Here is a 24,477-nt window from a genome sequence, read left to right as displayed (position 1 = left end):
TATTGTAGTTTGTTTCTGGCTAAGGCCTGGCTCATAAAGATATCTGGCACCCAGGGCTAAAACCCTGAGTTAATTTTTGAGCACAAAATTTAATGTTGGAGTGACACAATCTTACTCCGAAGCCAGACTCTTGACCGGATTCATTAATGCCGCCGTTACAACCTTATAACCAACAGTCAATAGGGTAATCAAAAGAATTATAATTCCTCCCGACGCCAAAATCCACCAGTCCAGATTAATCCGGTAAGCAAAATGATTAAGCCAGTTTGTCATGGCAAACCAGGCAACGGGCGCGGCAATTAAAAATGCAACTGCCACCAAAATCAGAAATTCCTTTCCAAAAAGCGAAACAATGTCAGCAACACTGGCGCCCAGCACTTTCCTGACTCCGATTTCCTTCGTTTTTTGTGTCACCATAAACGAAACCATACCATACAAACCAAGACAACAAATCAGGATAGCAACCATAGCAAAAGACCTGATCAGCGAAGTGAGCTGTTCTTCTTTTTCGTAAAATTTCGCTATTTTTTCATCTACAAATTCATACGAAAACACTTCATCAGGATAAGTTTTTTGCCAGGCCTGATTAATATGCTGAATAGATTGTGACAGATTTCGGGTGTCCAGTTTTACGGCTACTTCTTTATATAATTTAGGATTGGCGAAAATCACACAAGGCTCTACGGCTTCCTGTAAAGATTTTAAATGAAAACTCTTGACTACGCCAACGATTTCCCCTTTAAAACCGGAAGCACCATCTTCGAGTTGTTTACCAAGAATGAACTGCGGGTCCTGTACACCTAACCGTTTCATCAATTCTTCATTAATCACAAACTCAACAACGGAATCACGTTTCATTAAACTGCGACCGGACAGCAGTGGCATTTTATACGTTTTTAAATAATTTTCATCTCCAAAACGGTCGCGTATTACAAACTTTTCCCACTCCACCCGATTGTCAAAACGCACAGAGCCACCGAATCCCATACTTGACGTGGGCGCTTCGTATTGATATGAAACCGACTTAATATCAGGATATTGCAGCATGTCATTCCTTAATGCATCTTTTGTTTTTTGGATTGTGTCCGACTTTGGTAAAGGAATTGTTATCACCGCATTTTGGTCAAATCCCAGATCTGCATTTTTGAAAAATTTAAGTTGAAGTATGAGAACAAGCGTACCGATAACCAATATCTGGGCTATAATGAGCTGAACGGTAATTAGCGAACGTCGGAGCCCTATTCCACCAATTTGCTGCGTGCCCAACTTGCTTTTGAGAGCCGCAATTGGGTTGAAACCGGAAATAATGACAGCCGGATAAAACCCTGCAAATCCGATGACCGTTATGATAGTCAAAAGCCAGAAGGCAATAACCTCAAATTGAAATAATACGCCGGGATAAAATGACTTTGTATTGGCCCAGTTGTTAAGTGAAGGAAGAACTGCAAACACGAATATCAGTGCCAAAACCGAGGCCAAAATTGTCACCAAAGCAGTTTCTGCCATAAATTGCCAAAACAATTGGCTCTTCGTACTTCCTAAAACTTTCCTTATCCCGATTTCTTTCGATCTTTTCAGCGCTTGTGCGGTAGCCAGGTTTATAAAATTAATGCTTGCGATAACCAAAAGAAAAAATCCTACACCCGCTAAAACCCATAAAATAGATTTCCGGATTTCGCCGCCATATCTTTCATCAAAATGGACTTCGGACAAGGGTTGCAGTTTATGCTGATAATATTTTGAAGTTTCCCCATAGTATTTTGTGCCGTTTTTTTTCAGGGCTTTTTCAATATCCGCGCTACTGCTTCCTTCTGATTTCTTTATGAAAGTAAAATTCCTGCTGCTGATCCACCCAAACTCTTCCTGCCAATTCGTTCTATCCAGCTTTTTCAAAGTAGGAAGTGAAATGTAAATATTGAAGTCAAAATCTGTTGGTTTTTTCTGATCTTTTAAAATTCCAACGATTCTTAAATCGTGGGCGTTGTTCAACCGTAATGTTTTTCCGATGACGTCATTCCTACCAAAATATTTCAGTGCCATTTTTTCACTGAGTACAACGGTAAAAGGCTCACTCAGCAAAACTGAACCGTTATTCTGAATCCAGTCAAACGAAAACAGATCCATATAACCCTGGTCCGCATAGGCAACATTATCTTTTTCAATAAAGCGTTTTACACTACTGCCTGAGTTTGCAGATAGCGTTACATTTGGCAATTTGCTAATGAAGCCGGCTTTTTCAATTTGAGAATAATCGTGAGCAAGCGCAGTTGATAAAGCATATGCAGAGCCTTGTTCATGCTCAATTCCTTCGTCCAGATGAAGATCCAGAACGACTCGGTATATACGATCAAAGTCGGGCTGATGTCTGTCCGTACTCAGATGATATTGGATAAAAAGAAAAATTAAAACAGCACCCGCCATACCCAACGCCAATCCGAAGATGTTGAGAATGGCATAAGAGCGGTTAGTTTTGAGATTTCTTGCTGCAATTTGAAAGTAATTTTTCAACATGGCGATTCAGGGATTGTCAGTATTTAACCAACAATTTATGAATCTTAAACCTTAGTTAAATCTTGATAAAGTCTTTTTAACATGATTTAACGTTGTGCCCCCCTACAAAGCAATAGAATGATCGAGCACAGGTCCCGGTTCTCCGATTAGTCCGGATGCATTTACCTGTTCAAAGTAATTATACCAACCCGCCTCCGCCACCATTTTCTGGAAAGATAACACAAGATCCTGCGTTGGAAATTTCCAGATTGCAAAGTATTGAAAGCCGTTAAAATTGTCAATTGTAGTGTCGTTAAATGACCAGGTTACAATCTCCACGCCCGAAGCTAAAAGACTTTCGATGGCTCCGCCGACAGCAGCGATATAATCGGTACGATCAGCTTTTGGCAGATCAAGCCAGGCCTGTTTTGGATTCCACATTTCAACGAAAATATACATACATTTTGCGTTTAAAGATGAAATCAAATGTACCGATTACATAAGTAGCAAAAATTAATTCTTAGTTAACGGTATTGATAACTAAATAAAAATGAGTTGCTTACGAAAATAATTTTCATAATATAGCATTTCAAAGTTCCGTTTTTTCTTTTTTAAGAATTCCGTTTTCAACACTTTCATTGATCAGGTTTTCTGCATAGTTCCAGATAGAAGTTGAACCGTGTTGCATAACCTTTTTCTTATCATAAACCTTTTGATAATCTACGTCAAATTCTTTCCAGGTTCCACCCTGATTCGATGCGTTTTGGAGAAGGGGTTCAAGCCTGTCCATGGTTCTTGCAAATTTTGCTTCGGCAGTTTCTCCGGCTTCAAATTCTTCCCAGACAGCAATCATTTCATCCCGCTGCTCATCGGGCAAAATTCCGAAAATTCTTTTTGCAGCTAATAACTCTTCGTCCGTATTTGTATGATTTTTGGTTGTATCGTAAAGGAAAGTGTCGCCTGCATCAATTTCGACAATGTCATGAATCAATACCATTTTGACCACTTTCAAAACGTCAATTTCAACATTGGAATGGTTTGACAAAATGATAGCCATCATGGCCAAATGCCAGCTATGTTCTGCATCGTTCTCATTTCTGTCGCTGTTAAATAACTTGGTGCGGCGCTGAATATATTTCAATTTATCAATTTCTTTGATGAATTCGATTTGTTTTATCAGGTCTTCGGTTTGCATAACTGACTATTTTTTAATTAAGCGTTAAAGTTAATCATGAAAACTATTTTCTCCATAAAACAAAATTCCGCCAGATCATTAATGAACCTGACGGAATTTGTAAAATCGTTAATTTTCTAAGCTTTCAGTGCTTTTCTTGCATATTCAACACACTTAGCCGTTTCTTTTACCGCATCTGAACCTGCCGGAATATCATATTCAAGTTCTATCGTAGCCGGGAATTTATATTTGTTTTTACGCATCAGTTCCAGTGCTGCTACTATTGGCGTATCGCCTTCGCCCCAGGGAACATTTTGTCCGCCATTTGCTTTATTTTTTCTGTCTTTTGTATGCATGCTTACGATATGCTCATGTTTGGCAGGAATAAATACCAAAGGATCAAAACCTGCGGCTACATAATGGCCCATATCGAAATTCATTGCATTATATTTTGACTGACCAAGTGCAACATCCCAGGCATCAAAAGTTTGCTGCAAGTGTCCGTGATAACCTACGTAAATCTTGTTTTTTGCGGCAATTTCACCCAGACGTTTCGTCTGTGCCGGATCCGTCGGCAATTCAACCGTAGCCTGATTTGCCCCTAACGCTTTTGCCGCGCGAAAAGCATAATCAACTTCTGCATCCGTATTTTTTGTACCCAAAGCCGAAGGTTTGAATCCATAAATACTTACACCGGCGTCATTATACATTTTACGCAGCTGCACAAAGTTATCCATAGAAACTTTTGCGCGCCATTCAGCCAGTTTTTTGGTATATTCCTCCCGCGCTGCCTTTTGCTCGGGTGTTAATTCAGGGCGTTGTCCATTTGCACCAGGTGCCGCAGATGGCCATTCAGGGGCAGTTGGCGCACCTGCAAAAGCTTCCCCGGCTGGACCCATTAATTCTATTGCGCTGATGTTGCAGTCAATACAATATTGCAAAATCTGTTCTGCGCTGCTTGGCATACTGCGCCAGGAATAAGTAATGGCACCAATCTGTACACCGTTAAATAATGAATTAGGTTTGCCCAGATTTTTGATATAAGCCGGTGCTCCAAAAGCGGATCCAGAAAGAAGTGCAAAGCCTGCTGCTGCGAGCGACGAATTAACTAGAAATTCCCGTCTTGAAATATCCTGATTCTGCATATAATTAATTTTATAAGTTCATATCATTTTAAAGCTGTTCCAGGGAAAATCTACTTTTGCACAACTACCTGTTTTGTGGTTCGCATATAGCCAATCAAATCCGTTATTTCCTTATCTGATAACGTCTCCAAAAGTCCGGAAGGCATCATGGAAACCGGCGTTACTTCTCTGGTTTGGATATCAGACTTGTTGATAGCAACTGCATCCTGACCGACAATTCTTAACGTTACCTGCCTTTCTGTTTCTTTGGCAATATTTCCTACATAAGTGCGTCCGTCTCTTGTGGTAACCACCACCATTTTATAATCATCCTGGATTTCTCCGCTTGGATCCAGAAGGTTTCCCAGCAAATAATCAAGATTTGCCCGGTTGGAGCCGGTAAGTTCGGGACCGATAATTCCGCCTTCGCCATACATTTTATGACAGGGCGCACAGGTTTTTTGAAAAACCAATCGTCCGTTGGCTGTACTTGCGCCAGATACAGCATTATCCGTCAGCAGATTTTTATATTTCTTATATGCCTTTTCGTCAAATGCTACATGATCAATCGGTCCCCATACCTCAACAAATCCGCTGCCCACTACCCTTCTGAGTTGTCTGGCTACATAAGTCGGAATTTCCTTTTTTGAAATAACATTTTTAGAAATTGTCTGTGTCAGCAACCAACCGGATTTTGGCCTGGATGCCAGCGTCTGAATTGTTTCAGATTTTTCAGTTGCATTGAATTTAGGATAACGTTCAATCAATAATTTGGCTAATGGTTCGCTGTCATAACCAGCCATCGCACGAATTGCGTCCAAACGAAGATTTGCATCATCCAGTAAAAAAGGAAGTTCTTTTTCCAATTCCGGTCTTTGTCTTAAACTCAACAATTGTAATGATTTCCTTCTTTCTTCTGTTGAAGCTTTTTTATTTTTAAGTGTAATCATTGCATTTTTTGCCGCCTCCGTATCACCAAAATGCTGAGACATATCCTTGGCAAGCAACGCTACCGATTTTTCCTTCAACTTTAACCTGGCATATACCGAACTCCAATTTGCGGGCGCTTTCAGATCTGTCCTTCCTTCCAAACCGTCGCGCATTCCTTCCAGTAAGGCTTTTTGATTTTTTGCAGCTTTCCCAACAGCTGTAACCAACGTTTCTACTGCATCAGCATCAACTGCCCTTCTTGCGATAAACTGCGTTACCACCGCAATATTACTGTGACCTGCCAATTCCATGGATCGTGCCGGATTTTCCTTTACCAAAGGCTCAATCCCATACCAGATCATTTTAGGCAGATTATGATCATCCGCGTCTTCTCCATGCGATACCAAAGCAGTGGCTATTTTCCATCTTGCATTCAGATCGATCCTTTGCAATGCAGAAGCCAGATACAAACGAACAACCGGTGATTTATCCGTCGCACCCATTTCAGCAAACTTTGCGATCACTTCCGGGGCTGGGTCTTTATCCTCTGTCAAAAACTGGATTGCCCAGGATCTGATATATTCATCTTTATCATTTAGTGCGTCAAAAAGGATTTTCGGCGTAAATCCGTCTGTAATTTGCAAAGTCCACATCGCACGCAGTCGCCAGTCAGGGTTGGGACTATTCTGGTACAAATCGAACAAACGATCATAGGAGGCTTTTTCAATTTTTCCTTTGGAAGCTCTGTTTTGTAAAATGATTCTGGCTCTTCTGGCATGCCATTCACTTGGACTTGATTGCAGTTCTGCTAACTGCAAATCCGAAAACTTGCCAAGATCAGCATAGCGGTCTTTCCAGTTTTCAGCTTTTGAAACTTTCGGCATAATCCTGAAAATCCGTCCGGTTTCTGAATTCAAAACATCTGATCCGCAAATATCGGCATCGTGCCAGTCCAGTACGTACATGCCTCCTTCCGGCCCGATTTCCATGCTAAAACCTACCCATTGCGCATTGTTGGCCATCATAAATTCATCACCATGTTTACCCGTAAATCCGGAACCTTTTGGTACCAGTATGTCAGATAAAATGCCATGTTCATGAATATTTGCCATAAATATTTTCCCTCTTTCTTCTTTTGAAAAAGCATCAGAAAGATAAACTCTTGCCCCGCCATGAGCCGACCGGTGGCTGTGATCCGCAATGGTTTTGATATCGTTATAAACGTAAGGATTAAAATGCTGTCCGCCTTGCCTGTGATAAATGCCGCCAGGAATAACGTGCCAAAGATGAGGAATTACGCAAGCGGTCATCAGCAATTGCCCTTTGGCATCATAGTCAATTCCCCATGGATTACTGAATCCGTGTGCAACAACCTCGAACTTATCTTTGGTGGGATGATAGCGCCAAACGCCGCCATTGATATCGGTTCCTTCGCCTTCCAGAATATCTTCCGGAAAAGCATCTTTGTGTTTATAAATTTTACCTTTTCCTTTCGGCTTACCTACTTTTGAAGGTGTTGCAAAACCTTGCAAACCATATAACCAGCCATCAGGTCCCCAGTGAAAACTGTTCAGCGTTTCGTGGCGGTCGCGTATTCCCCAACCTGTCAATCTGACTTCGATATCATCCATATCCGCCTTATCGTCGCCATTTTTATCCGGGACAAAAAGAAGGTTTGGCGGAGCACCTATAAAAATGCCATCAAAACCCACAGCCAATGCAGACGGAAAGGCAATTCCTTCCATAAAAACCTTACGTTTATCAGCTACGCCGTCACCATTGGTATCTTCCAAAATTAAAATCCGGCTGTCACCTGCATTTGAAAATCCTTTTCCACGAGATTCGTAATCTTTGTTTTCGGCAATCCACATTCGCCCGCGGTCGTCCCAGCAAAAAGCCATAGGCTGTGTCATCATCGGCTCAGAGGCGTAGGCATTTACTATAAAACCGTCTTTGATTGTCATGGCTGCAACGGCTTCCTGAGCACTCAGAAATTTCGCTTCTCTTCCTTCTTTTTGCGCAATTGCCCAAAGCGCGGCGGTATTGTAAGTACCATTATTTCCGATAAAATCTCCAAATGTCTTTGTCAATGCTACGTCGTTGAGCTCACCGGTATACACAACCAATTCATGCTTGATCACTTCGGTTTCGCCTTTTTTAATATGCCAGTCTTCTTTACGGGCACGAGCCGGACCTGCACCTAACTGGCTATCCACGCGCCAGGTCTGCGGATAGCCTTTGTTTTCGGGATGATCAAATATGGCAATATGGGCCAGATCGTTTCTTCCCTCAACCTGCATGCCTATATCAACCCAAAATGCATTTTGCCCTTCCGCTTTTTCATTTTTCTGACGCGCTGCATTTACGACTTCACCTTTTATTCCTTCCTTCCACGGCATTCGAACAAACAATCCGCCATAATCATATTTCCCGATTGTGACATCCGTTTGCGCCTCGCCATTCCATTCCAGATCAAGCAAATATTTTCCGTCCTTCTCACGCATCGACCAGTTTTGTGTTTCGGTCAAAACTGCTGTTCCGGTAGAATCTAAAAGATCATATACTGTTTGCCACTTCACTTCCGCTCCTTTTGCCTCAATAACTTTTGCGGAAACGCGGCGCCAATAACCCTCATCCGGGTGATGAAAGTAATCTCTGCCATTCACACGGGTATAGCCCCAATAAATTCCTGTTTGATGTTTATGATGACCAGGACTGTATTCTGTTAAAACACCTTTCCCATCAGGAGCAACCAACGGGTGCAGATATGGCCGGAAATTTGCTTTTGCATTTTGCGTTAGAATCGGCTTTGTTTCATTTCCACGGAAAATACTGATGGTTTCTGCGGACTGATTTTGGACAATATGCAGCTGAGAATCTTTTGCGGGTTTTACTTCATTACGCACTTTTTCTTTCTGAAAAGGATAACCCAGACTGAAAGCCAGGAAGAGTAAAAAGAATGGAACGGATCTCAAAATATTCATAGCAGAATTAACAGCGTTTTTTAATTCAAAATCAAGACTTTAATCAGCAGAAATGCCATAATAAAAAGCAGTTTTCTATTCATTAATACTCTGATAATCCTTATTAATCGTTGATGACCAGTTATACGTTTCAGGAAAATAATGCTGCCGATCATCCGGATTATTACATATCTGACCGTGTCAATATAGAATTGTACGCGTTTTTGCAGTTACCAAAAAACATAAAATTTGTCTAAGTTTTAAATCATTATACACATTAAGACCAGAACGATCATGAAAAAATTGCTGCCCATTTTATTACCACTTTTTACTTTTTTAATCACTGCATGCAAGAATAACACGGACGATTTAACAGAAACCAATACAGAAGTCCCGGCTATTTATTCCAAAATTTACGGTGCCACCAGCATTACGTCGGATGGGACTTACATTACCATCAAAACAAAAGGATTACCCGATCACAAAAGCGTGTATTATGCGACCAGTAATAGTTTGTATGAAAATTTCAGCGGTACAACTTTCGCAGGAAATACATTTAATAAAAATCCTAACTCGATTTCCGAACAAGCCTATACTTTCAAAATTCCTGTTGATCCCAAAGTCGCAGCCAAGCATGCGGCTACTCCGCTTGGCCCGATTGGTATCGCGCTGAATGGCGTGCCTTTTTTTAATCAATATGCAGGACCAAACCAACCCCTAACTAGCGAAGCAACCAGTTTTGACCAATATTGGGGACATCCTCAGCAGACGGGACAATACCATTATCATGTAGAACCGCTTTATTTAACGACAGTAAAAACGTCAAAATCAGCACTCCTTGGTTTTCTGCTCGACGGATTTCCGGTTTATGGCCCGGAAGAAAACGGTGCTCTTGTGACCGCCACCACCCTTGACGCTTATCATGGACACACGCTGGCAACAACAGAATATCCAAACGGCATTTACCATTACCATATAACCAGTACCGATCCTTATATCAATGGCAGCGGATTTTATGGCACAGCGGGCACAGTTTCCGAGTAGCATAATTTTATGTCTACTCATTTTTATTACCGGTTGTAATCTTAATACAAACGACAAAAAAGTAATGATTAACAGCGCGACTGGTAATTTTAATCATATTAACGGCCGCATTTTTTTTAATAAAGAACCATTCACAGGCTCGATTTACACATTATTTCCTTCTGGTGATACGGCTGAGATTTCGGAATTTTCAAATGGAAAGGAAGATGGTATCTGTATTAAATTTTACAGCGATGGGAGAATACGGGAGAAAAGACAATTTGATCATGGCCAAAAAACCGGACTTTACCAGGCATGGTGGGAAAATAGTAAGGAAAAACTCTTGTACCGTTTCGAAAATGATGAATACGAAGGAATCTGCCAGGAGTGGAATCGGGAAGGTAAATTGATAAAAGAAATGAATTACCGCCGTGGACATGAAGAAGGGCAACAAAAATTGTTTTATGATAACGGAAAGGTGAGAGCCAATTATATTGTAATGAACGGAAGAAGATATGGGTTACTGGGAACCAAAAACTGCGTCAATGTTTCCGACAGTGTATTCAAAAATTAGTATCATTTTTATTTCACTCTGTCTTTTTGGATGCTCCGAAAATACTGAAAAAAGAAATCTGCCTTATTATAACACAGCAGAATTTTCACCGCTGTTTTTAACTTCGACAAAAGACGTTACTGAAAACATAACGCATACGATCCCTCCTTTTTCTTTTACTGACCAAAATGGGCAACAGATAACAGAGAGGGATATTGATGGGAAGGTTCATATTGCCAATTTTATTTTTACAAGCTGCATTAGCATATGTCCCGTGATGACCAGACATTAAAAGTTGATTCAAAAGAATTTTGGTGACAATTCCAAAGTTGTAATGTTATCTTTCAGCGTCACGCCATGGATTGATAACGTGGCCCGTTTGCGGCAGTTCGCTTTGCAAAATCAGATTAGCTCTTCAAACTGGCATCTGCTCACCGGTAATACGGGTAAAATTTATGAGCTTGCCCGCAAATCGTATTTCGCCGAAGAATACCTTGGTTTTACAAAAGACAGCACCCAGTTTCTTCATACAGAACATATTATTCTGGTGGATCAAAACAAAAGAATTCGTGGGATTTACAACGGAACTTTGGAACTAGAAGTGCAGCAGCTTTCAGCTGATATTGAACAACTCTTGAAAGAGAGCGAAAATTAGTAGTACAATTCTAAAAAAGGTGCGCCAAAATTTCTTTCGGCGCACCTTATAAAAAATTCAACTTTCAGTTCAGGCAGTTTCTAATTCCAGTTGTTTGCAATATCTTTTGCAACATTTGGGTTGTAATTTTTTTCAACATCCGGAATTGGTAATAAAACGTTTTTGTCCTGGAACGGTGATTTTCCGTCGCCCGGCTCTGCCGCTCTGGTTGCGTTGATTGTATTTTTGGCAAGCCCCCAACGGATCAGGTCAAAATAGCGGCTTTGTTCACCAGTAAATTCAAGTTGTCTTTCGCGCATTAAGATGGCCATGGCATCCGTTTTACTTGCTCCTAAACTTGCGTACTCGAAAGCATTTACTCTTTTTCTTACCTGATTAATTAAAGCAAGCGGCTGAGCTCCTGTTTGTCCTTGCTGGATATAAGATTCTGCCAGCATTAGCAATACATCAGCATATCTGATAACCTGTCCATTGATACTACTTGCAGGTCCGCCATAAGTGGCAACTTCGTTGTAATATTCATATTTTCTCCAAACATAATATCCCTGGGGATCATTGGCTTTGAAAGGAAAAGTAACTTTTCCGGATGCGCATTTTTCGCAATAAACAGTATCTCCACCACTCGCTGCGTTTCCATAAAAAGTTGAATAAGCACGCGGATCAGTGAAAGTACTACCCGTAGCCGGATTGGTGTATTTAAATGCTTTTACTGCGGCAGTCGTTACGTAAACGTTAAACCAGTCATTAAAACCATATTCCTGAGCACGGTCCGAGTGGGTTGCTTTACCACCCCACGTTTCTTGTCCTCCAAAAACATAATACTGGTTTCCAATTCCCCAATCCGTCCATGCTGCATTCATAACCTGGAAAATATTTTCCGGGCTGCTCTGATTTGATGTACTGAAAAGATTGTCGTAAGAAGTATCCAGTTTGTATGTAAACGGAGCCGATGTCAATTGCGTAAGCGTGGTTTGCGCTTGCGCATATTTGCCCTGGTATAGATATGCTTTGCCCAATAACGCCAAAGCTGCACCCTTGGTTGCTCTTCCCAGGCCAGTAGCAGCATCATAGCTTACCGGCAAATCTGCTGCGGCAGCTGTAAGATCGCTTTCAATAAAACTCCACATGGCACCTGTTGTGGCGCGAGGGAAATAGTTGTTTGCAACGGTGCTGTCATAAGCGGTGATCAAAGGCGCTCTTCCCCACAGATTTACAATATTAAAATAAGCATAAGATCTTAAAAAACGGGCCTCTGCGATATATTGCTTGGCATTCGCCTGATCCGCAGCTACCGTTGGTGCCCATACTTTGGCACGGTCTATGACAACATTTGCACGCAAAACCAAACGGTAAAGACTATTCCAAAGCTGCCCGATCTGGGTTTGACTTGTACCAAAAGAATAATCGGCCAACTGTGCCATATCACCCTGAAGGTTGGTGGTCTTTTTGGCGTCATATCCCAAAAGATCAAAGATAAAATAGTACTCTCTCGACCATAATCCGTTGTGTAACAGCGTCGCATAAGTCGCGACCACGGCCTGATTTAGTCCATCACTTGTCGTGAAATAAGTACTGTAATCATAACTGCTCTGACTTGTGAGTTCCAGTTTTGATTCGTCACAACCTGCAATATTGATTACAGCGAGCAACCCTAAAATATATATTGCTATTTTTTTCATTTCAATTCTCTGTTAGTAATTCCCAATTATTAAAATCCAAGTTGTATACCGCCCAGGAATGTTCTTGGCTGAGGCAGGTTAGCCCTGTCGTCAATACCACGGGAGAAAATATAACTTCCGCCGCTTTGTGTACTTACCTCCGGATCATAACCCGTGTATTTTGTAATTGTCACCAGGTTCTGCGCAGCTACGTAGAAACGAATGCTGCTGAAAACGTGTCCGTTACCAATATTGCTGATAAGGGATTTAGGAATTGTGTAACCTAATGTGATATTTCTAAGTCGCATGTAAGCACCGTTTTCCAGCCACCAGTCCGAAGGTCTCAGGTTTCCGTCACCTGTTGCACTTTGTCCGGCTCTTGGAAGAGCAGCTACATCACCCGATGTTTCCCATCTGTCAAGAATTCCCGTTGTTGCGTTATGTCCGGTCGATTCATTAAGTGTCACGAATTTAAATGCATTCAATAATTTCAGCCCCGAAACACCAGACACAACCATGTTAAAATCAAAGTTTTTATAATTCAATCCAGCATTAAAACCGTAAACAATTTTTGGAATCGGGTTACCCATTATTTTCTGATCTGTTGCATCCACTTTCCCATCTCCGTTGATATCTTTAAAGATAAAGTCGCCCGGTAGCAAACCAGCCTGATAAACTGTTGTAGCATCGCCGGATTTTGCTTTTGCAGCGGCATTCAAAGCATCAATTTCTGCCTGATCTTTTGCTACGTGATCCTTGTTATATCCATAAAATGATCCGATTGGAGAACCTGCCGCAGTGTATGTAAATGTTGGCAAGTTGCTGAATGAACCGGCCTGGATAGGTGCAGCAAATTCACTTCCCAAAGAATTTACAATATTTTTATTGTGTGCAATATTTCCATTAATGGTATAAGTCAAACCGTTTCCGGCTGAACCTCTGTAACCTGCCGAGAATTCAATCCCCTTATTTTGTGCACTCGCTGCGTTAGCATATTTGCTTGGCTGTGTACCACTTTGAGATGCGCCTGTACTTCCTGGTACCGGTACACTTACAAGCAAACCTGTACTTTTTCTGTTGTAATAATCAACAGTGACAGTCAATTTATTATGAAGAAAACCAAGGTCTAACCCAACGTCTGTCTGATCCGTAGTTTCCCAGCGGATATTAGGATTTGATAGCGTAGTGATGGTTGTACCAGGGTTGAATCCTTCATTTGTTCCTAATGAATAAACCAGGTTTCCGTTAGGATTTCCACTGAATGTCAAAACGTTGGTGATACCCGTTGTTGGAATTGTGTTGTTTCCGGTGCGTCCTTGTCCTACTCTCAACTTACCATCAGAAAGAAATGACAGATTATTTTTAACAAAATCTTCATCAATAAATCTCCACGCCAAACCGACACCGTAGAAATTACCAAACCGGTTATTTGCTCCAAAGTTAGAAGCTCCGTCACGACGGAAACTTCCTGTTATAACATATTTGTCGTTGAAAGAATACATACCACGTGCGAAATATGAGATAACTGAGGCGCGCGCATAACCATAACTTGATCCGGAAACAGTTTGTGACTGAGCCACACTGATATTCTGGATGGAATTGTTCGGAATGTTGGTTCCCTTTGCATCCACACTGGATGAGTGTCCCGGATCCAGATAACTATTACCCAAAGTGGCTGAAATAGAATGTTTTCCGAAAGATTTATTGTAGGAGAAATAATTTTCAATTGTGTAAAATGAATAATTATTGTATCCCAAAGTAGCTTGCTGCGGTTGTGTCAAGTTGTTACCGGCTGTGTAGCCATATTGGTAACCACTATTTTTTCCGCCACCGATTTCAGCAGAAAGCTGAGTACGGAAACGCAAACCTTTGATCAGATCCACTTCTGCAAAAACTTGCGGGAAAAACACAAAACCTTGTGTTACAGGATGATTCAAATTTATTGCCGCCAAAGGGTTATTACCACCGTTGAAATCATCAACGTTTGTGGTAATAGAATAACCACCCGGAATTTTCGGATCAAGAATGTCTTTGTAAGGAGCATATGAAACTGCTTCGGTAATGTTAGCCAGCTGCCCTTCATCCTTAACATAACGAACATTCAAAGTTTGTCCCAAATGAAAACGGCCAAGTGATTCATCAAGACTGAATCTTCCATTTACACGTTTGTCTGTATAGTTTTTCACAATCGCTTTCTGGTTCATATAACCAAGAGAGAAATTGTAAGTAACTTTTTCACTTCCTCCACTGATATTCAAATTATTCTGAGATGCCAATGCTGACTGGAAAATTTGTTTCTGCCAGTCGTTTCTATCTACACGAACATCTGCTGTATTGAATTTCTCAGGCAAAACCGCGTTTGTAGTAGCTGCGAAATCCTGTAACAAATCAACATATTGGGAAGCATTCAGCAGATCCAGCTGCTTCCAGGCTTTTGCCACACCCCACTGCGAAGTGAAATTTATTTTTGGCGCACCTGAAAGTCCTTTTTTTGTTGTGATAATTACAACGCCATTCGCCGCAGCAGAACCATAAATAGCCGTTGAAGATGCGTCTTTAAGAATGGTAATATTCTCGATATCCTGTGGACCCAAAGTGTTAAACATTGTTTTACTACCTTGAATACCATCAATAACATATAGCGGATCAACACCTGTGAACGAGCCAGTACCACGAATAAGTATCTGGGAATCAGAGCCCGGCGTACCATTGGATTGTAAAACCTGAACCCCGGCAGACTTACCGATCAGTAATTGCGATGCATTTGTGGCTGTGGTTGAACCAGCATCTTTTGCAGCAACAATGTCAACAGAACCCACCACGTCCTTTTTGCGTGAAGTACCGTAACCAATGACTACTACTTCATTCAGCGATTTGTCATCAGGAACCAGGCTGACATCAATGATAGCTCTGTCTCCAACTGGCACTTCCAAAGTTTTATAACCGACAAAACTGAATACAAGTACAGCAGATCTATCTGCAAACTCAACAGAATAACCACCATTCACGTCCGAAACAGAACCTGACTGTGTGCCCTTAACCCTGACACTAACACCAGGAAGCCCTTCTCCTTTTTCGTCAGTAACTTTTCCGGTTACTTTAATGTCTGCAAACGTTTGCATAGCACTAGAAATCGAGGATTCGTCTTTTGAAGTAACAGGCTTTTCCGCTGTCAGCAAAATTCTTCCTGATCTTGTAAGCTCATATGTGATGCCCAGAGGTACTAAAAGTGAATTTAATACTGTGGATAATTTTTGATTTGATACATGAAAAACCACTTCCCGGTTTGCACCGATTGCCTTATTGCTGTACACAAATTTTACATCCGCCTTCCCCTCAATCTGGCTCAAAACCTGCCTTAATTCTGCTTTTTCAACATTTACAGTGACCGTACGTTCCAAAACTTCCTGTGCTCTTCCTACATGTCCGGCATACGTGAATCCTGCAAAGGATATGCAAAATATAATTTGTGTCAACGAAATTTTCATGAGCAGATAGAGACAGGCACGACCTTTCCTTTGTCGATTTTTTTTCATAGTTTCGATTGTTTTTTGTAAAAAAAATAAGTCTGATATTTTCTCCTTCCCGTATCTTGCCGGATACTTGTTGGAAAGAAGGTATTACGAAGCCGGTAGCGTTCCACCGTTATCGGCTTTTTTTATCCTCTTTATTTCTAAAAAGAATAAGATTTTCAGGAGAGTTTATATTCGCATATATTCTGGTTTATTAGTGATAATTTCTTTAAGCTAATCAATCGCAACCGCTTCCTGTGATCAGTATTCTGGTGCCCTTGATCTCATAACGCGCCGTATTTGCCTTACATATCAAGTCCAGTTTGTCATAAAGCGGAATTTCAGATATATCGCCTGTGAACGTACATTTTTCAAGTAATTCATTCGCAAACACAATTTCGATACCGTATTCTTTTTGAAGTGTTGCGGTTATATCAACCAGCGCCTGGTTATTAAAAACAAGATTAGCACCTGTAATATTTTCAGGGATCAGTACAGGATCTTCCACAATTCCTGTAAGTAAATGCCCGCTTTCTTCATCATAAGAAACTCTCTGATTTGGTGTTAAAATCACTCCCTGTGAGCTCTTTTTGATTTTTTCCTTTCGGTTATTACGCAAAAAATGATTTTCAAAAACCGATACTTTTCCGGTTAACACTTCCACTTCCGTCGTAAAAGTTTCTTCATTGGTTTTAACCCAAAAACTGGTTCCCAGAACTTTCGTAACAAGTTTGCCGCTGTAAACAAAAAAAGGTTTTGTAGGATTTTTTGATATTTCAAAAAAGGCATCCCCTTCCAGCTGCACTTCTCTTTTGTCCAGTGAAAATACGTTAGGATAAGAAATACTGCTGCCCGGTGACAAGGTTACCAAACTATTGTCTTCCAAACGAATTCGCTGAATCGAAGTCGAGCTGTTCACAGAAGATTTCAGATTTCCCTTACGCGAATGCAGTACAAGCGATTCACTTTTCATAGCAACACGTTCCTGACTTTTCTTAAACAAAAAGGAAAAACCAAGAAGCAAGGCCATCGCCGCTGCGATACCATATCTCAGAAGAGAAGATTTCCACCAAACCGCCTTCTGCTCATGTTCTTCTTCGTATATACGTAACTCGGGCTGATCCATATCCCGACTGATATTCTTCAAAATTTTATCTTCCAGAAAAGATATCTCATTTGTATCCATGGAAACCGGGAAATCTTTATTCAGACTTTCGTACCACAAATGAATCCTCATGATTTCATCGGCAGTACAATTTCCCTGTCGGTAACGTAAAAGGAGTTCCTGAATTTCTCGATCTGACATGTGACAAATACTTTGCTTTTTAAAATCAATAGGGTAAGGTCATAGCTGAACTATACTAACAAGCCGCACAACTTCACATTTACCCTAAATGATTTTATTTATTCTTCAAAAGTTTATATGATACAGACACAAGTGACTGAATAAACTTCAAATAGTACTATAAAATTTATTTAGCTTGATCAGAAAGGACCCTATTGTTAGTGCCAGAATGAAATTCCCAAAAGCAAAAGTGAAATCAGCACTTCTTTCAGGTAAATCCGGATGGACTTGGTGGCTTTTGTAAGATGATATTCTACGGCCTTCTCGGAAAGATCCAGATGGCTTGCAATTTTAGCTAATGACCAGTTTTGAAGGCGGCATAGCTTAAAAACTTCTCTTGTTTTTTCAGGAAGGATTTCCAGTCCCTTATCGATCATTTGTACCAGATCATTAAAAACAACGGTATTCTCAGTATTCAAATCTTCAAAAGAAGCGAATGCTTTGTAATACTCAGCATAAGTATTTTGTCTGCCAGCTGCACGAATCTGGTCAATAACCTCATAACGAACAGCCGAAAAAAGATAAAAATCCAGCTGTGTAATCCGGATTGTTTCTCTTTCCTTCCATAATCTTGTAAAAATATCCTGGATAAGCTCCTCAGCCAGTTCGCGGTTTTGCAGTTTGCGGTTCGCTACCGTAAACATTCTGTACCAGTATTCTTTATAAATGATAGTAAAGGCATCCCTGTCTCCCACTCTCAAACCCTCAATTAAATCTGTTTCGGATGGTTTTTTGTAATCTATCATTACCAATTGGTTCACTACCAGATAATCTGACTCTTTTGTTTACTAAACGATTACTTCAACAAAGTAATATTTTTTATTGCAATTATTCTACTTAAAATCTTGCAAAAATTTCCCTCTTTTTCAACACTACGCCAGCAAAGGTAAAATTTGTTGCAAACTCCCATCCTAAAAATGATTAAATTTTTGGAATTTAACCGGGATATTTTTTTCTTCCTGATTATGAAACTATTGACTAATTCTCCAAAAGCTGGTCTTTGTTGATTTTCTTTGATATCTTATCAATTCACCTGCGTACTGTATTCTTCTAAATTATGCATTCACAAAACTTTGTCACCAAACACAAATTTTTAATAACCGGTGTTCTTTTGGCTGCGGTTATTGGAATTCAGTTTGTACGGCCCGGAATTGAAAATCCTCCCGTTACAGAAAATATAATTGCTCCACACGACGTGCAGGTAATTTTAAAAAAAGCCTGTTATGATTGTCACTCCAACGAAACGCAGTTATTATGGTTTGACAAAATTGCTCCTGCTTCCTGGATGGTAGCGAAAGATGTTAAAGATGCCCGGCATGTTTTAAATTTTTCTCATTGGGACAGTCTGGCTCCCGGAGATCAAAAGGCAAAACTGTTTGAAGCCTTCAACCAGATTTCATTGGGCGCAATGCCGCTGAAACAATATGCTGCACTTCATCGCGAAGCTAAATTATCTGCTGCCGAGATTTTAATTTTGAAAAGTTATATAACCAGTCTTGTTTCTTTTAAAACTTCGGACACTTCCCTGGTAAATGCTGCGAACCACCAATATGATGAATGGACTGGTACTAAATCTGCCAAAGTAAAACCTGCACCAAACGGCATTGAATACATTCCGGATTTTAAAAACTGGAAAGCAATAAGTACTTCTGATCGTTTTGATAACGGGACGATGCGGGTTATCGTAGCGAACGATATTGCCGTGAAAGCAATTAAAGAAAACCATATAAATCCCTGGCCCAACGGTGCGACTTTTGCCAAAATTGCCTGGGATGAATTAATCGATTCAACAGGAAAAGTGCAGACTGGCGCCTTTAAGCAGGTAGAATTTATGATTAAAGATGACAACAAATACCAGAAAACGGCTGGATGGGGATGGGCCAGATGGAAGGGAATGCAGCTGACCCCTTATGGTAAAAACGAAACGTTTACCCAGGAATGTATTAATTGCCACCGTCCTGTGAAGGATAATGATTTTGTTTTTACAATGCCACTTCACCTTCAACCCAAATAATCATGAAAAATCTGACGATACCAGGCTTTCTTACCTTACTTATTTTGACGGGTTGTTCAAAAGAAAACTCATACAATGAAAGCGCTTCTCTCTCTGATAGCACAAAGATTTCCAGCGTTTTGGAAGGAAAAGTACTGACCTCCATGGTTAATACAAAAGAAAAAACCATGGCTACCTTATATGGCAATGATATCGCGGTTGAATATGCGAGAAATTCCAAAGATCATAAATATCCGGCCGGTTCCGAACTTTCGCTTGTAACCTGGTCACAAAAAGAGGACGTACACTGGTATGGTGCGAACATTCCCGGGGAAATAAAATCTGTTGAAATTGTGAAATACCAAAGTCCCAACGCGGCCACTTTGGTCTGTTATCAGGGAAAAAATCTGGAACTGCAAAAGCCTGATTTTAAAACTGCTGTGACAAGAATAGCTTTTATTAGTAATCAACGGGCCGCAGTATTACCATAATAAATACTGACTTTTGAATTTTCAAAATTGCCTGAATGAAATGGCCGAAGTATATATTTCTCTAAACAGATACTTCGGCCGCAAAATATTGTTGCAATCAGGCAACAAATAATAATTTTTCTTTTTCCTTTTTCTTCAATTTTCTTCGGTGTCTTTCAAGGTATAAATTGCCGCATATCAGCAAAGTAAGACTAACCGCAGCTTGCAGATAAGTAAACTGAATCAGTACTTTTGACCAGCTTAACTGCTTCATAAATATCTCCTTGAATAACAACAATCCGGCACTGCCCAGATATCCGATACTTTCGCACATATAGACAAAAAAACCGGCATTGGCTCGGATCCTGAATAAGGCAATCATGCGATCAAAGAGAGCAGACTGAATTACTGTAAATCCCAGAAACATTCCTGTTCCGATCGTCATCATCCAGTATAAACCGCTGATCAGATGCATTTCGAAAAGCAAACTTGAAACGCCACTCATGATTACGCCGGCAAAGATGACAAGATTTGTCATCCGAAAACCGATCAGGTTATTTTTGATAAAAGCCAGACTTGCTACTACAATCAGTACTATAAATCCGGTTGTCATTTCTGTTTTTGATAAAACAGAACTTACCCAGCCTACCGAAATTTCATTCCAGATTTCAATGGTAAAATTATCCCGAAAGTCTCGCCCAACGATCAACAGCGCGTAACAAACCAGGATACACAATACCGGAAAACCATATTCTTTCAAGGCATTCTTTTTATCCGCATCGGTCATTGGCTCTCTTTCCGTGCGAAGTAAAACATCCTCTTTCGTGGGTGCAGGCATCACATGAAGCATCCAGACAAAAAACAGAAAAAACGGAAGAAATAATAATCCCATCAAAAACGGCATCCAGAATTCACCAATGGCGGGCAGCCAGTGATGCACTTCCAGATATATGGTTTTGAGTATCCCGGAAGCTGCTATTATACTGATATTTAATCCCAGAGCAATCATCTCTGTAAACCTGCGACCTTCGAGAAAACTAAAAACAACACCGTAAACCATGCCCAGCGGCAAGCCGTTAATAAATAGAAAAACGAAATTATAAGGATAAGGAACGATGCCAAAAAATAATAGTGCAACCTCAGCAACCAGAATCAGCAGAATGATAAGCTTAACCCGGTCAGATGCCTTTAATTCCGAAATGACTTTGATTCCTGCAAATTTGGACAAAGTATAACCCGCAACCTGAGCCAGTATCAAAACTGATTTATACCCAATCCCCCAAAGTTCCAGCCCCTGATAAAGGCCTGAATTAAAGGGTTTTCTGAAAGCATACATACAAAAATAAGCACCAAAAGACGCTACGATGGACCAGATAACAAATAACGTATTTGAGCTTAACAACGCTTTCTTCACTCGCATAATCCGGTATTTTCAATTAATATTTTTCTACCAAAGAGGCTACTTCAAGTGCATTTTCCAAAATCTGTAATGCTTGCTGCAACTCGTCACGCGTAATTGTTAAGGGTGGTGAAAGCTGCAAAACATTGCCCTGGGAAACCTTAAAACTCATTCCATTTTTCAGACATTCGTACATGACAATTTCTGCTTCACGGACGGCTTTTTCTCTCGTTTCTTTATCCTTTACCAATTCAATTCCCCAAAGAAGCCCTATGCCGCGGATATCTCCGATCAGTGGGAATTTTTCAGCCAGTTTAGCAATTTCTTCCTGCATAAAAAGTGCATCATCCTGCACTTTTTCAAGTATATTATTTTGTTCAATAAATTCGAGCATTGCAAGCGCCGCTACACTCCCTAATGGACTTTTTTCATGTGTGAAATGCCCAAGAGAAATACTTCCGGCTACATTATAGCTTTCACGCGCAACGATGGCTGCCATAGGCATTACTCCTGCCCCAAGGCCTTTACCAAGACAAATAATATCCGGCTCAAAACCATAATTTTCAAAGGCAAACATTTTACCGGTACGGCCAAATGCGATCGGAATTTCATCCAAAATCAGCAGCACATTATGACGGGTACAAATTTCCCGAACCCGGTCCCAATATGCCTGAGACGGAATCTGAACGTCGGTATTTCTTATTGTTTCAATGACAAAGGCTCCGATATCTCCTTCTTTTTCAATCACATATTCCAGATAATCAGCATAAGCCATATCACCATTGCCCGATGAAACGAAAGGACCGCGGTACCTCATCGGAGGCGGAATTCTTTCAACTCCTGGCATAAGCGGCCCCATATCTTTACGGAAATCCAGCTCCCCGCCGGCAGAAATTGCGTCAAGCGATGCGCCGTGAAATGAATCCCAAAGCGAAATAATTTTATGTTTTCCAGTTACAATCCGCGCCAGTTTAAGCGCCATACTGATAGAAGAAGTACCGCCCGGAGCGAACAAAACCCGCTTTAAATCACCTGGTAATAAGGACCCAAGTTTTTTTGCCAGTTCAATGGCAGGAACGTTGGTATATCGTCTTGGTGAAAAAGGAAGAACATCCAGCTGCGCTTTGATTTTGTCAAGAACATAAGGATTCCGGTACCCAACCTGATGCACATTATTGCCGTGGAAATCCATGTACTTTTTACCCTGAATATCAGTCAGATAAATCCCTTCGCAAGAAGCCAGAACGTCCAGACAAGGTGTTGACAAAGCCTGGTGTAAAAAATATTCTGCATCCTCTTCAAGATAAGAAAGCGTGTCTGTATCCTTAATTACAGCATACCAGTTGCTTCTTTCTGAGGTCAGATTAATGTCTCCTTCGGTTCTGTTGTGTTGTTTTTCACTCATTTTAATAAAAATTTCACCGGATCAGAATTGTTATCCAAGATATTAAATTAACCCGGGACTTTCGCCCCGGGTTGTTTAGGAATAGTCACTTGTTATTTTGTAAAAAGTTTGTCGGCAGGAATCAGCTGCTTGGCTATGCCCGGACCTTTGTAAAAAGTATCGAGCCAGAATCCTCCTCCGTTATTGTAATAGTCAACCCGGATCGCGTGTTTTCCCGCAGTCAGTTCAGCAGAGCCTGTTTCTTCCTGAACACCATGATTTCCATCATTATCGACAATTTCCTTTCCGTCAATATAAAGTTTACTGCCATCATCCGACTGGGTTGAAAAAGTATATTTACCCGGCGTATCAATCTGGATGAAACCTGAAAACTGTAATGCAAAGCTGAAATTATCCTTTTCAACCATGCCATTAATCTGGTCACGGTTGATATTAAATTCAGGACTTGTCCATGAAGAACCTTTTTTTAAGGTCGAGAACACAGGAATTTTGGTCAGATCTTTTCCCTGATAGAAAGTAGTCGTCAACCCGTTTCCTTGTCCGGGTTTTACGAGACGGAAATAAGCAGTTGAAAGTAAACTTGCGTTTCCTTTCTCATCATAACTTTTTGCTTTTACAACAGTTGTCTTGTTTACAGTAAACGGCTCTTTGTAAACCGGAGAAGAGTTTTTCGGGTCCGATCCATCAGTAGTATACCGCGTCACTCCTTTTTCTGCTTTTGTATCAATCTTTACCGTTGCCGTTTCTGTTGTGTACAATCCGCCGGCTTGCTGATACAATTTGCGATCAGGATAAATTACGGGCTGGGCGACTGTTTTTTCTCCGAGATAGAGATTTTCAGGTTCTGAAAATCCTTCAAAAACTGGTTTTACCGGCCGGCCAATCCATGCATACGGAGGCGTTACTTTTAACGCAAAAGCAATGGTAGCAGCCAGATCATAAGTGTAAACCTGCTGCTCAATTTTGTAGCCTTTTTTTACATCCTTGCCATAAAAAATTCCGGCAATTTCAGCTTCCTGAGGTGTGGCACCGCCATGTCCGTAACCAATTCCACCGTGATCCGCCCAGATTATTACCAGCGTATTTTCTTCAATGCCGGCATCTTTAATTCCTTTCAGTATCTGACCGACCAGAGAATCCGTTTTCGCAACAGCCTGATAATATTCGGCAGAACCATGACCTCCGTGGTGACCGGCATGATCAACGTGATCGAAATGAACAAAACCAAGCACAGGTTTTTTCTCTTTGATATACCGAATGAAATCCGTTGCGGTTGAATCTTCCGTGGAAAAGCGTTTGTCATAATTGACGGCACTTTTTTGAAATAATCTTCCAAAACCATCCCAGTGATAGACCGTACCAATTTCAACCTCAGGTTTTTCGCGGTGAAGCACACTGAAAATGGTTGGAAAACGACCGTCCGCTTCCTGCACAATGGGCGGCAGACTATGATCATCCATTTCCCAGTCATTATTGATAACGCCGTGCTGCTCCGGCCCTGCTCCCGAAATCATGGAAGCCCAGTTCTGGCTGCTGCTGGAAGTCAAAACCGTACGAACATTCCATTTCACGCTGCCATTGGCAATCATGTCATGAATAATCGGCGATTTGGATTTTTGGATACCGTCAGGACTCAATCCGTCAACACCAATAACGATCACGTGTTCAATACCGTCAGGAAATTTTTCACCTTCTTTTTTGCAGGAAAAAAATAATCCGGCAAAGGCAAGAAAAGCAAGGGTTTTGGAATTTTTAAATTTCATCACGTTAATATTTACTCCTT

Annotated in this window: 16 protein-coding genes and 1 pseudogene; 5 read left to right on the top strand and 12 right to left on the bottom strand. The window is 40.8% G+C overall.

What is annotated here, in order from left to right:
- Positions 1 to 111: 111 nt before the first annotated feature.
- The 5 genes from IEE83_RS10905 to IEE83_RS10885 form a co-directional block, all read right to left on the bottom strand.
- Positions 112 to 2,511 carry an ABC transporter permease gene (locus IEE83_RS10905; RefSeq protein ID WP_194120612.1) on the bottom strand — a complete coding sequence of 800 codons (2,400 nt, stop codon included), beginning with the start codon at positions 2,509 to 2,511 and terminating at the stop codon, positions 112 to 114.
- Between the two features lie 102 nt (positions 2,512 to 2,613).
- Positions 2,614 to 2,949 (bottom strand): DUF6616 family protein, encoded by a 336-nt coding sequence (locus IEE83_RS10900; RefSeq protein ID WP_194120611.1) that lies wholly within the window; start codon positions 2,947 to 2,949, stop codon positions 2,614 to 2,616.
- 130 nt (positions 2,950 to 3,079) lie between these two features.
- On the bottom strand, positions 3,080 to 3,685 hold the full coding sequence (locus tag IEE83_RS10895; protein WP_194120610.1) for an HD domain-containing protein: 606 nt from the start codon (positions 3,683 to 3,685) through the stop codon (positions 3,080 to 3,082).
- Between the two features lie 116 nt (positions 3,686 to 3,801).
- Positions 3,802 to 4,809 carry a sugar phosphate isomerase/epimerase family protein gene (locus IEE83_RS10890; protein WP_194120609.1) on the bottom strand — a complete coding sequence of 336 codons (1,008 nt, stop codon included), beginning with the start codon at positions 4,807 to 4,809 and terminating at the stop codon, positions 3,802 to 3,804.
- A 50-nt stretch (positions 4,810 to 4,859) separates the two neighbouring features.
- Positions 4,860 to 8,702, bottom strand: coding sequence for a PVC-type heme-binding CxxCH protein (locus IEE83_RS10885; RefSeq protein ID WP_194120608.1), 3,843 nt, complete (start codon positions 8,700 to 8,702; stop codon positions 4,860 to 4,862).
- Positions 8,703 to 8,975: 273 nt separating this feature from the next.
- Between IEE83_RS10885 and IEE83_RS10880 the strand changes: the two genes are divergently transcribed.
- From IEE83_RS10880 to IEE83_RS10870, 3 genes and pseudogenes are all read left to right on the top strand, one after another.
- Positions 8,976 to 9,725 (top strand): YHYH protein, encoded by a 750-nt coding sequence (locus IEE83_RS10880; RefSeq protein ID WP_194120607.1) that lies wholly within the window; start codon positions 8,976 to 8,978, stop codon positions 9,723 to 9,725.
- Between the two features lie 64 nt (positions 9,726 to 9,789).
- Positions 9,790 to 10,278, top strand: a complete 489-nt coding sequence (locus IEE83_RS10875; protein WP_194120606.1) for a toxin-antitoxin system YwqK family antitoxin — start codon at positions 9,790 to 9,792, stop codon at positions 10,276 to 10,278.
- A pseudogene (locus tag IEE83_RS10870) lies at positions 10,220 to 10,912 on the top strand (SCO family protein). Before IEE83_RS10875 ends, IEE83_RS10870 begins: the two are co-directional and overlap by 59 nt.
- Positions 10,913 to 10,992: 80 nt before the next feature.
- On the opposite strand, the gene IEE83_RS10865 reads toward IEE83_RS10870, so the two are convergent.
- From IEE83_RS10865 to IEE83_RS10850, 4 genes are all read right to left on the bottom strand, one after another.
- Entirely contained in the window at positions 10,993 to 12,591 is a 1,599-nt protein-coding gene (locus IEE83_RS10865; protein ID WP_194120605.1) for a RagB/SusD family nutrient uptake outer membrane protein, read from the bottom strand.
- A 29-nt stretch (positions 12,592 to 12,620) separates the two neighbouring features.
- On the bottom strand, positions 12,621 to 16,106 hold the full coding sequence (locus tag IEE83_RS10860; RefSeq protein ID WP_194120604.1) for a SusC/RagA family TonB-linked outer membrane protein: 3,486 nt from the start codon (positions 16,104 to 16,106) through the stop codon (positions 12,621 to 12,623).
- Between the two features lie 214 nt (positions 16,107 to 16,320).
- Entirely contained in the window at positions 16,321 to 17,388 is a 1,068-nt protein-coding gene (locus IEE83_RS10855) for a FecR family protein (protein WP_194120603.1), read from the bottom strand.
- 197 nt (positions 17,389 to 17,585) lie between these two features.
- On the bottom strand, positions 17,586 to 18,173 hold the full coding sequence (locus IEE83_RS10850) for an RNA polymerase sigma factor (protein ID WP_194120602.1): 588 nt from the start codon (positions 18,171 to 18,173) through the stop codon (positions 17,586 to 17,588).
- 311 nt (positions 18,174 to 18,484) lie between these two features.
- On the opposite strand from IEE83_RS10850, the gene IEE83_RS10845 reads away from it, so the two are divergent.
- Positions 18,485 to 19,441, top strand: a complete 957-nt coding sequence (locus tag IEE83_RS10845) for a heme-binding domain-containing protein (RefSeq protein ID WP_194120601.1) — start codon at positions 18,485 to 18,487, stop codon at positions 19,439 to 19,441.
- 2 nt (positions 19,442 to 19,443) lie between these two features.
- Positions 19,444 to 19,911, top strand: coding sequence for a cytochrome P460 family protein (locus IEE83_RS10840; RefSeq protein WP_194120600.1), 468 nt, complete (start codon positions 19,444 to 19,446; stop codon positions 19,909 to 19,911).
- 97 nt (positions 19,912 to 20,008) lie between these two features.
- Here the strand turns inward: IEE83_RS10840 and IEE83_RS10835 are convergent, their stop codons facing one another.
- From IEE83_RS10835 to IEE83_RS10825, 3 genes are all read right to left on the bottom strand, one after another.
- Positions 20,009 to 21,310, bottom strand: coding sequence for a DUF5690 family protein (locus IEE83_RS10835; protein WP_194120599.1), 1,302 nt, complete (start codon positions 21,308 to 21,310; stop codon positions 20,009 to 20,011).
- A 16-nt stretch (positions 21,311 to 21,326) separates the two neighbouring features.
- A complete protein-coding gene (locus tag IEE83_RS10830; protein ID WP_194120598.1) occupies positions 21,327 to 22,694 on the bottom strand; it encodes an aspartate aminotransferase family protein in 1,368 nt (455 codons plus the stop codon).
- Positions 22,695 to 22,786: 92 nt separating this feature from the next.
- Positions 22,787 to 24,457 carry an alkaline phosphatase family protein gene (locus tag IEE83_RS10825; RefSeq protein WP_194120597.1) on the bottom strand — a complete coding sequence of 557 codons (1,671 nt, stop codon included), beginning with the start codon at positions 24,455 to 24,457 and terminating at the stop codon, positions 22,787 to 22,789.
- Positions 24,458 to 24,477 lie beyond the last annotated feature (20 nt).

Source organism: Dyadobacter subterraneus (assembly GCF_015221875.1).
In the GTDB taxonomy this organism is placed as follows: domain Bacteria; phylum Bacteroidota; class Bacteroidia; order Cytophagales; family Spirosomataceae; genus Dyadobacter; species Dyadobacter subterraneus.
This window is presented reverse-complemented; position numbering and strand designations above follow the sequence as displayed.

What these genes read in the sequence shown, in the direction of transcription:
- IEE83_RS10905 (WP_194120612.1), bottom strand. Translation starts at nt 2,511, where the DNA reads ATGTTGAAAAATTACTTTCAAATTGCAGCAAGAAATCTCAAAACTAAC.
- IEE83_RS10900 (WP_194120611.1), bottom strand. Translation starts at nt 2,949, where the DNA reads ATGTATATTTTCGTTGAAATGTGGAATCCAAAACAGGCCTGGCTTGAT.
- IEE83_RS10895 (WP_194120610.1), bottom strand. Translation starts at nt 3,685, where the DNA reads ATGCAAACCGAAGACCTGATAAAACAAATCGAATTCATCAAAGAAATT.
- IEE83_RS10890 (WP_194120609.1), bottom strand. Translation starts at nt 4,809, where the DNA reads ATGCAGAATCAGGATATTTCAAGACGGGAATTTCTAGTTAATTCGTCG.
- IEE83_RS10885 (WP_194120608.1), bottom strand. Translation starts at nt 8,702, where the DNA reads ATGAATATTTTGAGATCCGTTCCATTCTTTTTACTCTTCCTGGCTTTC.
- IEE83_RS10880 (WP_194120607.1), top strand. Translation starts at nt 8,976, where the DNA reads ATGAAAAAATTGCTGCCCATTTTATTACCACTTTTTACTTTTTTAATC.
- IEE83_RS10875 (WP_194120606.1), top strand. Translation starts at nt 9,790, where the DNA reads ATGATTAACAGCGCGACTGGTAATTTTAATCATATTAACGGCCGCATT.
- IEE83_RS10865 (WP_194120605.1), bottom strand. Translation starts at nt 12,591, where the DNA reads ATGAAAAAAATAGCAATATATATTTTAGGGTTGCTCGCTGTAATCAAT.
- IEE83_RS10860 (WP_194120604.1), bottom strand. Translation starts at nt 16,106, where the DNA reads ATGAAAAAAAATCGACAAAGGAAAGGTCGTGCCTGTCTCTATCTGCTC.
- IEE83_RS10855 (WP_194120603.1), bottom strand. Translation starts at nt 17,388, where the DNA reads ATGTCAGATCGAGAAATTCAGGAACTCCTTTTACGTTACCGACAGGGA.
- IEE83_RS10850 (WP_194120602.1), bottom strand. Translation starts at nt 18,173, where the DNA reads ATGATAGATTACAAAAAACCATCCGAAACAGATTTAATTGAGGGTTTG.
- IEE83_RS10845 (WP_194120601.1), top strand. Translation starts at nt 18,485, where the DNA reads ATGCATTCACAAAACTTTGTCACCAAACACAAATTTTTAATAACCGGT.
- IEE83_RS10840 (WP_194120600.1), top strand. Translation starts at nt 19,444, where the DNA reads ATGAAAAATCTGACGATACCAGGCTTTCTTACCTTACTTATTTTGACG.
- IEE83_RS10835 (WP_194120599.1), bottom strand. Translation starts at nt 21,310, where the DNA reads ATGCGAGTGAAGAAAGCGTTGTTAAGCTCAAATACGTTATTTGTTATC.
- IEE83_RS10830 (WP_194120598.1), bottom strand. Translation starts at nt 22,694, where the DNA reads ATGAGTGAAAAACAACACAACAGAACCGAAGGAGACATTAATCTGACC.
- IEE83_RS10825 (WP_194120597.1), bottom strand. Translation starts at nt 24,457, where the DNA reads ATGAAATTTAAAAATTCCAAAACCCTTGCTTTTCTTGCCTTTGCCGGA.